The following is a 15,998-nucleotide window of genomic DNA, read 5'->3' as shown; positions in this document are numbered from 1 at the left end:
CACCTCGTCTAATGAAGGGGCTATACGTGATGCAGTCTCTCACGGATCATTGAGTCATTCATTGAACTAAAAACGAACTGCTAAATCTCTTCTTCCACATATTCATTCACATCGGTGTCAACTGTACTTCCGCTCAATATATGAATAGCCTGTTGTTTAATCGTTGGATATTCAAAAAATTGACTGATTCTTAATTCCATTTGGAACTTCCGGTTAGTCAGCTGAACTGCATGCATCACTTTCAGGGAATTCCCGCCGCATTCAAAGAAATGGTGGGCGGTACCAATCGGCTTCACATTCAATACTTCTTCCCATATGTTTACTAACTGTTCCTCCACATAATTGGAAGGTGCTTCATACGTTGTCTCGGACTTGACTGCTATCTCAGGACGAGGCAGCGCGCGGCGATCTATTTTCCCGTTTGGCGTAAGAGGGAATTGTTCCAATACCTTGAAATATGAAGGAACCATATAACCTGGCAAACGGGCTTCCATATAGGATTGCATATCCATCCGGTTGACGTCCTGCAGGACAGTAAGGTACGCACACAATGTATCCAGCCCACCCGAATCTTTGACAGCTACGACAATGGCTTCACGGACATGCTCATGTGAGATCAGGACCTGTTCAATCTCCCCAAGTTCGATCCGATAACCTCTCAGTTTCACTTGATGATCCATTCGCTCCAGAAATTCAATCGTTCCGTCAGACCGTCGGCGCACCCGATCTCCAGTGCGGTACATTCGTCCATGGTGCTGATATGGATTGTTGACAAATTTGGCTTCGGTCAGATCCTCATTGTTCAGATACCCGAGACTTAACCCCTCTCCTGAGAGATAAAGCTCTCCAGGTACCCCATTCGGAACAAACTGTTGATTGCTGTCCAGAATCCATGCAGATGTGTTCGCAATAGGCTTGCCGATTGGAAGACTTCCATCGTTTTCACCTATGGCTTGTATAGGGTAACTTGTTGCAAATACTGTACTTTCCGTAGGACCATATACGTGGATCAGTTTATCTGCTCCCATAAGGGAAAGAGTTTTTCGGGCATGGGAGACAGAAGCCCGCTCCCCTCCAAAAAGGAGTTTCCGAAGTCCCATCAAACAATGAGGCGCACGATCAACAAGCAGATTGAACAATGCAGTTGTCATGAAACAGACCGTAATTCTCTCCTCTGTCATCACTTTAGACAGTTGGTTGATATCCAGCAGCGTCTCCTGTTCAATCATGACGAGTCTCGCGCCGTTTAATAGCGCCCCAAAGATGTCAAATATGGAGCCATCAAAAGCATAATTCGAGAGCTGCAATATGGAATCGGAGGACGAAATTTGAATATAATTTGTATCCTTCACTACCCGAATGGCATTGGCATGAGAGATCATTACACCTTTTGGTTTCCCCGTAGAACCAGAAGTGTAGATAATATAGGCCAGGTCGTCTCCTGCCTTATGCTTGTATGCCAAGGTTGGGAATGATTCCTTCGTACCTTTGCTCTCTAATCGGATGATTTCTTCAACATCCGCATGTACATTCATGACTTCAATTACGTCTGTGAAATCCTCCATCCATTGTTTCTCCGTAAGCAACACGGTGGCCCCACTGTCTTGCAGCATGTGGGCAATCCTCGCTCTTGGCCATTCCGGATCGATTGGTAAATAGGCTGCTCCGGATTTGAGAATTCCAAGTATACTTATAATCATCTCGGAAGAGCGTTGTACCATCAGTCCTACGATGGATGAAGGTTGAATGCCTTGCATGCACAAACGTTCCGACATCTGATTTGATTTCTCCTGCAGTTCCAGGTAGGTGAACTGTTTTTCATGCATTACAAGTGCAACTGCATCCGGAGTTCTCTCTGCCTGCTCATCAAATAGCTGAGATAATGTCTTTTCTTTCGGAAATGGTGTCTTCGGACCATGGGACAACAACTCCATCTTGTGTCGGGCCTGCTCGTCAATAAGAGCAATTTCTTTCACTCGGATATTCTGGTTTGCACTGATTTGCTCCGCCACATAGAGAACATGATCACCCAGACCTTTCATCAGATCTGAATCTAATATGTTGCTGTTATAAGACCATTTGAGTCTGAACGTATCGTCCAGGACAGCAGTTACACTCAAATCATAGTGTGTGTGCTCATTACCATAAACGCGCTCTAGCGTTACTCCTGTCACACGTTCTGCCGTTAGGTCCGCAGCCTGTTCACTTCCAAAATTCTGGAACACCAGTACATGGTCAAGCAAATCGGCTTTTAATTCACTTTGATCCTGTATATCTGCCAGGTGTACATAGCCATGCTTTTGACCTTCCATCCCTTCCTGTTGAACCCTGCGGAGAGTATCGGCAAAAAACTCTTCCGGCTCAAGCTTCACTCTGGTAGGAATGGTATTAATAAACAGCCCCACCATGTTCTCTATTCCTTCAACGTCAGCGTCTCGCCCGGAAATGACTGTGCCGTATATAACATCTTCCGTACCACTATATCTGCACAAGACCATTCCCCATATCGCCTGAATCAACGCATTAAATGTAACCTGACTGTTCACAGCGAACTGTTTCAGCCGACTTGTGAGTTCACGTGGGAATTGAATTTCCTGCTCCCGCAACGTTGGCACTTCCGTATTCAGATTAGCTCCTGTTTTGGGCAAAGAGACACGTTCATAGTATCCCTGAAGGTACTGTTTCCAGTAAGTCAGTGCTTCCTCCTTGTTCTGTTGATCAAGCCAGTCAAGGTAGTCCCCGAGCGGTCTGGTCTCTTCCAACATTTCAGGCTGCCCAGCCTGCTGACTGGCATAAATCTCAAACATTTCACGAATCAGGATGTCCAAACACCAGCCGTCCAGCAAAATATGATGATGACTTATGACCAGTGTGTACGCATCCGTCCCCTTGGAAATCAGAGAGAATCTGATTAATAACTCGCGGCTGAGATCAAACCCTCTTTCCTGATCATTGGCCCTGAATTGCTCCATAAGTTCAAGCTGTTCCTGCTGGCTCTTACCGGTCCAATCCAGCATCAGCCATTCAGCTTGTTGCTGATCAATGATAAGCTGGCGTGGCTGCTGCACAAGTTGATATTCAAATATGGAGCGAAGTCCTTCGTGACGCTGTATCACCCGTCCAAAGCAGTATTTCAATAGTTCCACATCAACGTTACCCTTTAATTCCACAAATACCTGTTCAAAATAGGCATGTGATGTTTCTTGCTCCAGTGAATGGTACAACATACCGGATTGCATGAGGGTCAACGGATAAATTTTGCTGATCACAAGTGGATCAACCCTATTTTGTATGGCCTCCAACTCCGCTATGGATACAGGATGCTTCCCATAATCGGACGGGGTTCTCTCTGTGCCCTGCTTGTTCCGGCAGTGGTGAATGATTCGATGCAGATTGTAGATGAACAATCGATTAAGCTGTTCAGCGATCTCACCTGCATATACCCGTTCACAGAAAGTTGTATGAACGGTAAATTTCCCATCCATTACAACTGCATTGATCTCAAAATCATGCGCTCTGATGAGCTGCCCACCGACGGTTTGTCCTACTGGGATATGAGACGAACTGAACAATTTCCGCTCCAGACTGCTGTCCAGTTCACCCATATAATTGAACAAAATAGATGCTTCCTTTTCATCCGAAAAACAACGCTGATCAGCCATATACTTGAGAATCCCGTATCCGATGCCTTTATTGGGGACAGCTCTCAGTGTTTCCTTAACTGTTTTAATTGCCTCAGGCAATTCCAGCTCCTGGAACAGGTCAAATACCACCGGATATACGGATGTAAACCATCCCACCGTTCTGCTGACATCCATCTCGGTTTCGAGCGCTTGACGACCATGCCCCTCCAACATGATTTTGAACAGGGGTTGACCGGTCATCTCGGTTACACTTAGCATAAGTGCAGTCAACAGAATGTCATTAATCTCGGTTTGGTAGGCTCTGTTCGTCTGTTGTAGAAGCCAGCCGGTTTGTTCACGATCAAGCTCAGATACAAGGGTAGCACTATGACCATAGTCATTGACTGTATTCGTTGTTTGGCGCTGAAAATCCAGGAATGGCGTATACACACCGGACACGTTTTTCCAAAATGCCTGCTCCCTTTGCAGAAGGTGATGTTTGGCATATGACTTTAATGCTACAGCAAATTGCTGGTAAGAAACGGTTTTGGGTCCCACATCAAACGGCTCTTGTTCAACCGCTTGCATGTATAACCATTCAAAATCTTCGAGCAAAATTCTCCAGGACACCCCATCCATAACCAAATGATGAATGGTGATTAACAGGTGTTCGCCTTCATCCAGCCTGAAGAGCCGGAGTTTCACAAGTTGTCCCTCGTGAATCAGCATTTTCTTTTGCAACAATGATGCCTGCTCCTCAATGAATGCTTCCGGTTGTGCTGCACCCCTTGCATCCACAACGTCGAATTCAAACATACCGCTTCTATAGTTCCGAATGGTCTGCGTCATTTCTCCAGAAGAGTTGTATCCATAAACCATTCTTAATCCGTCATGATGCTCCAGCAGTTTATCGAAACTAAGTCGAATGGCGTTCTGATCGAACCCTTCCTGCCTAAATAACATAAAAGCCTGATTGTAATGGTTATGCTCCGTATGGTTTCTCGCAAAAAAACGCTGCTGAATGGGGGTTAGGAAAACCTCACCCGTCACCTCAACATTCCCAGTAGAAAGGGTCTGGGCCTGTCTGACATATGGACTAAGCTGACGAATGGTCGGGTTGGCAAAAAGATCCTTCATCTCCACTTTTAAACCCAGCTTGGACAATCCTGAAATCGTCTGGAGCGCCTTGATGGAGTCCCCGCCCATTACAAAAAAGTTGTGATGAATCCCAATGCAATCCAGATTCAAGATTTTCTCCCATATCTGAACAAGATTTTGCTCCTTATCATTCCTTGGTGGTTCATACTTCGAGTCATCCAGTATTCTGCTGCCCGGTTCAGGGAGTTGGGAGCGGTCCACTTTTCCGCTTACCGTTCGCGGTAAGTGATCCATTTTGACAAAATGGGCTGGTATCATATATGAAGGAACCTGTAATTCAAGTCTCTCACGAACATCCATAATGGAGATCCCCGGATCAACAATCACAATATAGGCACAGAGATAATCATTACCTCTTTCATCCTGACCTGCGTTAACAAACGCCTCTTGAATTACCTCCAGACGGGTTAACTGATATCCCACTTCCCCCAGCTCAATTCGATAACCACGGATTTTAACCTGATCATCCTGTCTGCCAACAAATTCAATGGTTCCATCCGGCAGCCATTTGGCGGTATCGCCTGTACGGTACATTTTCCGGTCGCTGTCTACAGGTGAATCCACAAACTTTTCTGACGTAAGATCCGGTTGATTCAAGTACCCGCGTGCCACGCCCTCACCAGAAATACACAACTCACCCGGTACACCAATAGGCTGTGGACGATTGTAACGATCCATAATCAGGATGCTTGTATTTCGGATTGGTCTGCCAATCGGAATCGTTCCTGATCGCTCGCCTGCTCCATACATGATTCTGTTCCACGCGGCGTCCACCGTGCATTCCGTAGGTCCATATACGTTTGTGACGTTTGCTCTCATTCCAGGGAGCGTGGTATATACTTCATTGAGAAGGTCGAAGGTCAGCACGTCCCCACCGATGATCAGCTCTTGCAGTTCATACTGCTGTTTGCGTCCGCCCAAGGCCAGGGTGAGCAATTTCAGATGAGCAGGCGTGCCATCGGACACATGAATATGATGATGAGCATAGTAATTCAGCAAAAGATCTGCTTCCCAGACCGTGCTCTTAGGCACGATATGCAGTGCATGCCCCAGCAGCAGAGCAGCAAAAATTTGCTTTACCGATGCATCAAAGATATATGGAGCAATCAATGCAATATTCAAAGGGGTCTCATAGTGCTGATATACTGCTTCTACCAGTCCGTCCACCAGATTGTGAACATTGTAATGTTCAACAACGACTCCTTTCGGTCTGCCGGTAGATCCCGATGTATAAATGACATAAGCCGCATCACTGGATTGGTTGATCATATCCGGTTCACTTACCCCCGAACTAACCAATGCGTCCAATAAAATAATCGTACCTTCAAACGTAAGGTCATCCACCATGGAATGATCTGCTGTACACAATAAACGTGCACCACTGTCAGTCAGCATATAACGTTTGCGCTCAGCAGGAAGTTCAGGATCAATTGGCATGTAGGCCGCACCTGATTTAAGCACCCCTACAATCGCAACGATCATATTTATGGAACGCTCCACCATCACTGCAACAATGTTATTTGGTCCTGCTCCTTCCTCACGCAATCGGCAAGCTAGGACATTCGCCTTCTCATTCAACATGCGGTAGGTCAGTTGTTCATTCTCAAAAACCAAAGCAATATTGTCCGGATTGCGTTCAACCTGCTCCGCGAACATCTGCACCAGTGTTTTGTCCCGCTCATAGCGTCGTCTCGGCGGGTTGAACTCTGTCAGAACGGTTTTCTCTGCTTGCGTCAGAATATCCAATTGATCAAGTCGCACTTCAGGAGCGGCAGCAACCTGTTTCAATATCTCAACAAAATGTTCAGCAAAGCGCTGCATACGCTCCGCCAGGAACACATCCGTGTTATATTCCAGTTCGAGATTCCAGCTCAGGTTAGTTTTGTTCATTCTGGCCGTCATATCAAATTTGGAACGTTGGATGCCATCTTCAAGCAATACGGCCTCCACATCGTTCATTTGGAGATGAAGATCATCTGTATTTTGAACAAGCATTACGTCAAACAGTGGATTGCGTGAAGGATCACGCTTCACATTAACCTGTTCAACCAAACGTTCAAATGGATATTCCTGATGCTCATAGGCCTGGAGTGTGTTCTCCTTCACTTGTTCCAGATATTGCCGGAAGGTATAATGGCCCAGCGGCGCATTTCTGAGAACTATTGTGTTTACAAACATGCCGACAACACGGTTGAGATCATCATGATTCCGACCTGATACCGGCGTACCAATCAGGATATCTTCCTGTCCGGTATATCTGGAGAGCAATGTTGTAAATGCAGAGACAAACAACATATACATGGTGGCTCCCTGATCATTGGCCAGTCTCTCAAGCGCAGCCGTCAGTGTTTCATCCAGTTGCAAACGAATCTGATCCCCGTTAAACGTCTTGGTCTTTGGCCGTGCAAAATCCAAAGGCAGGTCAAGAACCGGAACCTCTTCCTTCAACACATCAGACCAATATTTTTCATGCCGGACCCAGTCACTGCTTGATTGCCGCTCTTGTGCCCAGAGTGAATAATCCTTGTATTGCACAGCTGCATGTGGCAATTTTTTGCCATTGTAGAACCCGGCCAGTTCATGCATCAGAATTCCGATCGAGATCCCATCTGAAATCATATGATGCATATCAAATAAAAGGACATGTTCGTCTGCTTTGGTTTGCACAAGTTCAGCCCGCATCAGTGGGGCTTGTTCCAGTGAAAAAGGTTGTACCCAGTCGGATAGCACAGGTGATTCCCCTTCTGTAAGGGAGGAACTGAACTGAACTTCAAATTCGACACTTAGCATAATCCTTTGAACAGGCCTACCCTGATTCATGACAAATGAAGTCCGAAGTGATTCATGTCTTGCAATCAGGCGGGAGAACGCCTCATTCAATTGCTTTTTATTCATGCTCCCCTTCAATTTCATGGCAAGAGGCATATTATAGGCTGTACCCGTAGGATCAAGATTGCTCAGAATATAAATTCTTTGCTGCGCCGCTGATAAATCATACATGGACTGCAATGGCGCATGGGAAATGGATACATACCTGCTTTTTTTATGCTCCAGAATGTACTGAGCCATGCCTCGGATGGTAGGTGTACGGAAAATCTGTACCAGCGGCATTTCTACCTGCATCTCCTTGTGTAATCTGGAGATCAGTATAGTTGCCAGCAATGAGTGTCCGCCAATATCGAAGAACCGGTCATGGACACCCAAATTGCCAACCTTTAAAATGTCCTGCCAAAGAGTGACCAGTGCAACTTCAACCGGATTCCTTGGTGGTTCATACGCTATGGTCGTCCGGTTGTCCGACCGTGTAGGAATCGGCAATGCCTTTCGGTCCACTTTACCGTTAGCTGTCAAAGGCAAGCGATCCATCGTGACGAGATAGGAAGGCACCATATACAAAGGCAAGCACCGAGTCAATTCTTCTTTAATCTCATCGATGACTCCCACAGACTGCCCCTCATGACAAACAACATAACCGCAAAGAAACGTCGAGTCTGCCAGGTCCGTATGCGCGACAACTGCCGCCTCTAAAACTCTTGGGTCCTGCAACAGCAGATGTTCAATTTCGCCAAGCTCAATTCGGAATCCCCGTATTTTCACCTGGTCGTCCATACGGCCCAAATATTCAATATTGCCATCCGGTAGCCAACGCACCCAATCTCCGGTCCGATACATCCGTTGTTCTGGATTAAAAGGATGTTGAACAAACTTGTCTGCCGTTAACTGGGGCCTGTTCAAATACCCTTTTGCAAGCCCGGCTCCGCTTATGCACAATTCTCCTGGAACCCCTATGGGCGACAACTGGTCACTGCCACTCAGAATGAATACGTTGGTATTCGGCAGTGGTCGACCTATAGGGATATTGGAATACATCTGATCTATGGCAAAACTTGTGGTGACCACTGTATTTTCAGTTGGGCCATAGTTGTTCACAATTTCATAGTTCCGGGGTTCGAAATAATTCAGTTTGTCTCCCCCCGTCAGCAATGTTCGAAGAGAATGGTTCTCCTGCCGGATAAACTGTTCACAAATTGCTGTAGGCAGGAACGCAATGCTGATCTGATGCTGATGGAAATAGTCATTGATGCGCACCACATCCAGTCTGATTTCATCCTGAATAAGATGCACGGAAGCTCCTGACAACAGGTATGGGAACAATTCCCATACAAAAGCGTCAAAGCTCAAACTTGCATAGCTCGCACTGCGATCAACATCGGTGATCTGATACCGCTTATGGTGCCATGTACACAAATGAACAAGCGATTGGTGCGAAACCATCACTCCCTTAGGCTGACCTGTGGAACCTGATGTGTAGATCACATAAGCCAGATTTTGGCTTTGCCCCCGTATTGGTTGCAATGACGAGGAGACGAGGGATTTGTCCGTTTGCAAAAGTTCAGTCTGCATATCAATGATATGGACAGAGCTTTCTTTTCCTTGAACTACACGTTCAAAATGTTCCTTCCGTGTCAATACCCATGGGGCCTGACTGTCTTCAAGCATGTAATGGATACGATCATTCGGGTAAGCCGGGTCAATGGGCAAGTATGCCCCGCCTGCTTTTAGAACCGCCAGCATTCCGATCACCGCATCTATTGAACGCTCTGCGAGGATCCCAACGATGTCGTTATCACGTACTCCTTTTTTCCGTAGTACATCAGCAAGCTGTTCACTCCGATGGTTCAACTCGCGATAGGTTACATGATTTTCGCCCATCACCAGAGCAACATGATCCGGTGTACGTTTCACTTGCTCTTTAAAGAGCTCATCCACCGTTTGATGCAACGGATACTCCATGGATGGTGGATTAAAGGTATGAAGCAGCTGATGCTTTTCTCCCGAAGACAGGCTTTCAACCTTGCAGAGCGGCTGTTCCAGACCGGATATCATGTTCCCCACTAAGGCAACATAGTTATCACTCATACGCAGAATGGTTTCCTGACCAAACAAATCGGTGGAGTACTCAATGTTAAGCACGATTTCGTTTTCAAACTCAAGGATGTTAAATGTCAGATCAAATTTTGCATTATCCAGATTAAACATGACAGGTGACACCTTCATACCCTCTTTTTCACGGGTAAACAGAGAAGCATTCTCCAGCGAGAACATCGTGTCAAACAATGGATTGCGATTGACCTCACGTTGTGCACCTGTTTTTCGCACCAATTTATCAAATGCATACTCTGAATGTTCAAAGGCTGCTACGGTTGTTTGTTTGATTTGCTCAATAAACTGTCTGACACTATCTGATTCGTTCATCTGATTTCGCAATGCAATGGTGTTCACGAATACACCAAACATATGTTGTAACGGCTCATGCAGACGGCCAGAGGCAGCCGCACCCACAACCAGGTCTTTCTCATGGGTATACCGGTGCAGTAAAAGGAAATAGGCACTAAGCATCACCATATACAACGTTGATCCGGTATCCTTGGCAAGCTGCCTGATGTCGCGGGTCAGGCTCTCGCCCAAGTAATTGTATATATTATTTCCTTCATACGTGTTTACTTCAGGTCGCTTGAAGTCGTAAGGAAGCTCAAGTGTTGGCGGGGTACTACTATAGATATCCAGCCAGTACGCCTCCTGTTTCGCCATCTCATCCGAATGACTGTACTGTTCCTGCCATGCCGTATAATCCTGATAATGCACATCAACGTCTGGCAGAATCGAACCACTGTAGAGCTCCAGCAATTCGTTCATTAATATGCCTTGAGATGTACCGTCAGCCACAATATGGTGGAAATTTATAATAAACAAATGACGTCCATGGCCAATTTTCACCAGTTTTGCCCTCATTAAAGGAGGCAGGCGAAGGTCAAAAGCTTGAGTGGACTGTTTGCACAGGTTGCTTGTCAAACGAACGAGTTCATGGTCATCTGCATCAAGTTCTCCGAGATCATCATAATCAAGTGCGAAGGCTACGTTTGTATAAACTGTCTGGACAAGCTCATCCTCTATCACTTCAAATCCAGTTCTCAGTATTTCATGCCTCTCAATAAACGTTTGAAGCGCTCTCTCAAGCCGTACGAAGTGTACTTCTCCTTCCATAAGCAGCGCCATAGGAATGTGATAAGCTCCCCTATTATTTTCAAGCAGCGAGAGGGTGTACATGCTTCTCTGGGCTGCAGAAGCCCTATATCGGTCACGGCGACTTAACTTCTCAATGATCACAGCAGGTTTGACATATGCTTTTGTAACCAAATACTGTTCCAAGCTATATATCGTATCATTTCGGAACATTTCACCAATGGGAACTTCAACATGAAGCCGCTTCTTCACTTCAGCCACAATTGCCATAATTTTCAGCGAATCACCGCCAAGATCAAAACAACTTACGTTCATGCCAATCTGCTTCAAGCCAAACACATCTCTCCAGATCTGAAGCAGCTGTTCCTGAATGGAATTGACAGGCTCTGTATCCTCTACAGCATGTTCACGAACAGTGAGTTGATGCTGCCTTGCCACTTGTTCAAGTGTCGCTTTATTGACCTTTCCATTGGCAGTAAGCGGGACTTCATCTACATTCAGAAACATGGACGGAACCATGTAATTTGGCAATTTACTCTGCAAAAGAGCTTTGAGTGGCAGTGTGTCCACATCCTGATCTGCAACAACAAAGGCAAAAAGGTTCTTGATTCCTTTCTCGTCACCAACATCAATAACGGCTGCCTTTTGCACTTCATCTGCTTGCAGAAGCACATTCTCAATTTCACCGAGTTCTACCCGATAACCTTTGATTTTGACCTGGCTATCTTTTCTGCCGAGAAACTCCACATAACCTTCAGATCGAAGGACACCGAAATCACCCGTCTTGTAGATGTACCCCAACTGTGGATGGACAATGAAAGATTGTCTCGTTTTTTCCTCGTCATGAATATAACCGCTTGCTACACCGTTTCCACCGATGTACAACTCTCCCTCTACATCTACAGGGCATGGTTGAAGTTGTCTGTTCAGCACATGAATCTGTTGATTGGCTAGCGGTCTGCCGTAAGGGATGCTTTTCCACTGATCAGACACTGCCGAGATTGGATAATAGATGGACCATATCGATGCTTCAGTGGCTCCTCCCAAACTAACCACCTCAGATTCAGGAAATACATCTACTATTTTCTGAGGAAGCCGCAGAGATATCCAGTCACCGCTAAGCAATACCAGACGGAGATCATTGTTCTTCTCTCCCGGAGAATACAGATCAACACACATGTCCATAAGAGCAGGAACCGAATTCCAAATGGTGATTTTTTCTTGTTCCATCACGTTCTTGAGCTGAAACATGTCACGCTGATCATCAATAAGAACCAGACAAGCCCCACAGCTGACAGCGCCGAAAATATCATAGACGGATAAGTCAAAACATAATGAAGATATGCCCATCATTCGATCACTGAAAGTTACGTTAAATCTTTCATTCATATCCAGGATCGTATTGGCTGCTGCGCCGTGCTTGATCTGCACACCTTTGGGCTTGCCCGTGCTTCCAGAAGTAAAAATAACATAGGCCATATCATCATTCGTCACTTCGCTGTTAATGGATTCCGCAGAGTAGGTTTCTAACGATTCCGTCTCATATAGCTCTGGCATGATGAAAAATTTACAGTTGGCCTTTTCGCGAATATATTGCTTACGTTCCTCCGGATAGTCCGGATCAAGCGGAATATAAGCTGCTCCCGCTTTGAGCACACCGAATATATTCACAATGGTGTCAATACATCTCTTGCCATACACCCCGATATAATCGCCCCGCTGAACTCCTTGGCTAGTCAAATACCTTGCAACCTGATTGGATTTGCATTCCAATTCCCTGTAACAGATGGAGCGTTCATGATGCCGAATCGCCACCCGATCCCCCAATCTTTTAGCGGTTACGGATAACATGTCATGCAGAGGTCGCAAAGCGAAAGGGCGGCTCGTATCGTTATACTGTTCGATGAGTTGTCGGCTTGCCTGGCTCACTTCAAGCTCTGTAACTTGTGTTGCAGAAATCACTTGGTTCAGGATGTTCAGGTACTGTTGAAACATGGAATTAATCACTTCTTTTTCAAACAATTGATCCACAAAGTCCCATGTGATATACAACCCGCCATTTATTTCATACACCTGATTATCAATATAAACCTGTGAGGTTCTTGTACTGAAATACTTGATTTGGTCAAAGTTAAACAAAGCGTCAAATGAATCTTCGACATTTTCATTTAAGACACTTGTAAATACAATCGGCATAACTGCTCTTTTATGCATGTCATGTTTTTTGCCCAATTGTCTGATAAAATCAACGCCATCGTAATGTCTGTGATCCAGTGCATCCAGCAATGAATGCTGTACCGACTCTGTAAATGTCCAGAACGAATTCAGTGAATTTCGGGCATCAATATCAAGCAACATTAGCGTTGTAAAGTCTCCCGCCATCCTCTTCACATCTTCATGAAACGGAATCCGATTAAATACGGTCAGGTTGACCCCAAATCTCTCCTGGTTCGACCAGTGTGCAAGTACATAGGCATAGGCTGCGCATAGAACGGAGGTCGGTGTAACGTTATGCAGCCTTGCCTGCTGTTTAAGCTTGTTCCAATGTTCGCCCGTTATGAAGTTGGAGAATTTGCCGAATTTGGGTACGTTTATGTCTGCCGGATTACATTTGAGCGGCAAAGCCGGAGAACCCGGGAAGTCTTCCAGCTTGTCCATCCAGTACCGTTGATCCTTGAAATAACGTGCAGACTGTTTGAAGCGCGTCATTGCTTGAACATAGTCCCTGAAATTGTATTGAAGCTCCGGCAGCTCCTGATCCCTGTTTGCATATAGCCATTTGAATTCCTTGATGAGCAGTTTCAAGCTGCTGTCATCACATATGAGCGGGTCCAGGTTCAGATAAAAATAATATTGACGCTCTGACATCCGGTAGGCTTTCATCTCAAATAATGGCCACTCGCTTGGAATAATAACTTTTGTCATCATACGTTGTCTCTCTGCTTCCATTCGCGAGATACAATATGCCGTATCCCATTCTGTCACGTCTATCACTTCTACCGTGTATAATGGTGGACTTTCCAATATTTGCTGTGTCCCGTTCTCGTACACAACTGTTCTTAATATCGGATGCCTCTTGATCAACTTCTGCAAAGTTGCATTAACCAAATCCATATCGGCCTCGGCCTCGAATTCAACCGTAAAATTGGTTGCAGCTCCACCCATCTCAAATGCAGGGTCTCGTCCAATCAGATAAGCCAGCTGAATACCCGTGAGACCAAATGGCTCAAGCATATGGGCAGGATCACCTTGATCTGTGAAATAAGCCTCCGTATGATCCTCATCTTTATTTTCTTCCAAAAATTTCGCGATATTTTGTATCGTTCCAAGACGAAAAAGCTGATTCAATGGCAGACTTGCACTTAAATCCTCACTAATCCTTGCAATCACTTCAATCGCATTAAGTGAATGACCGCCCAGATGTGCAAAACTGTCATTTACACTCAATTGCTCGATCTGTAGTACATCCTTCCAAATCAAGGACAGGCTTTGTTCCAACTCAGTTGTCGGAGCAACGTATACCCTGCCTGAATGGATACTGCTATCGGGCTCGGGTAATTCACTCTTGTTAATCTTGCCATTAGCAGTCAACGGCAGCTGCTCCAGCTTGACATAATAGCTTGGTATCATGTACTCCGGCATTCTCTGCTCCAGGAAAAGACGCAGCTCCTCAATTGAGGTTTCCTGGGTCAACACCATATATGCACACAGATAGGAATGACCCGCATCGTTTGTTCGCATCATGACAAATGCCTCTGCTACCGCATCATGCCGGGACAAATGGGTCTCTATTTCCCCGAGCTCGATCCGAAAACCACGAAGCTTCACCTGCTGATCCATTCGATCCAAAAATTCAAGGGTATGCTCAGGCGTCCAGCGAACCAAATCACCCGTGCGGTACATCCGTTCTGATGCTAGGAAAGGATGGGGAATGAATTTTTGTTCTGTGAGTTCATCGTTATTCAAATAACCGAGCGCCAGTCCATCACCGGATATGCATAATTCCCCGGCTGTTCCGACAGGGGCGGGATGATCATGCTGATCCAATACCAGAACGGAGGTATTCGCGATTGGATTGCCAATCGGTATTGTAAGCGCTTCCTTTTCAATTTCATTTACAGGATAATATGTGGAAAAAACCGTGCTTTCCGTAGGTCCATAAACGTGAATAAGCTTATTCTTCCCCATATAGTCAAGCGCTTTTTTGACATGTGTCAACGAAACTCTTTCTCCGCCAAAGAGCACTTTGCGAACCGATTTCAAGCAGGAAATTTCACGTTCCACGATGGCATTAAAATAAGCTGTTGTGATGAACATAACGGTTATCCCGTTTTTTTCAATGCACCGGGCCAAGCCTGGCATGTGAAGTGCCTCTTCCTTCTGAATGATAACCAATCTGGCTCCATTCAGAAGGGCTCCAAATATTTCAAATACCGATGCGTCAAACGAATAGTTGGACATCTGAAGCATGCAGTCCTGTTCCGTAATGGTGATGTAATTGGTATTACATACAACACGGATGGCAGCTCGATGAGAGATCACCACTCCTTTGGGGAGCCCCGTTGATCCGGACGTATAAATGATGTAAGCCGGATCTTCTGCCTGGTTAAGGTCCGTCAGTGCATCGGATGGAAAGTCACAATAATCCTCGATCCTGGGATGAATGATTTCCAGGCCGGTACATTCTTTGTATTTGCCTACAGACTGAGATGTCAGCAGCATACATGCTCCACTATCCTTGAGCATATAATTCACTCGTTCCTCAGGTGTTTCGGAATCGATCGGTAAATAAGAAGCCCCTGATTTGAGAACAGCTATTAAAGCAATGATCATTTCAGGGGATCTCTCTAGCATAATACCAATTATTTTGTTGCGGTCTGCTCCCTTCTGACGAAGAAATGCGGCAATCTGATTTGAATACTGATCTACTTCCTTGTACGTATATTGAATAGTGTCTGAGGTTACCGCAATGGCATCGCGATGCAAGCGGGCCTGTTCTTGAAATAACTGATGGATGGTATGATTGCGGGGATAGTAAGTTCTGTTCTCGTTCACTGTCGGATTCTCTCTGATATTGGAATGTCCAGTAATCATAACGATATCCTTCCTTTGTAAGCAGAATACAGCTATTATATTATCCTAAAATTTCCATGTCAATCTATTTACTTATTTGCGTTTTTAAGTAAAACAAAC

The 15,998-nt window shown here is 45.4% G+C and carries 1 protein-coding gene; it reads right to left on the bottom strand.

What is annotated here, in order from left to right; translation table 11 throughout:
• Positions 1-80 precede the first annotated feature (80 nt).
• Positions 81-15,899, bottom strand: coding sequence for an amino acid adenylation domain-containing protein (locus ACR32F_RS13320; RefSeq protein WP_440119142.1), 15,819 nt, complete (start codon positions 15,897-15,899; stop codon positions 81-83).
• Between the last annotated feature and the right edge of the window lie 99 nt (positions 15,900-15,998).

It is taken from the genome of Paenibacillus hebaui (genome assembly GCF_051934385.1).
GTDB lineage: Bacteria > Bacillota > Bacilli > Paenibacillales > Paenibacillaceae > Paenibacillus.
The sequence above is the reverse complement of the archived record's forward strand: the minus strand, read 5'-3'. Positions and strand labels throughout refer to the sequence as shown.

What these genes read in the sequence shown, in the direction of transcription:
- ACR32F_RS13320 (WP_440119142.1), bottom strand. Translation starts at nt 15,899, where the DNA reads ATGATTACTGGACATTCCAATATCAGAGAGAATCCGACAGTGAACGAG.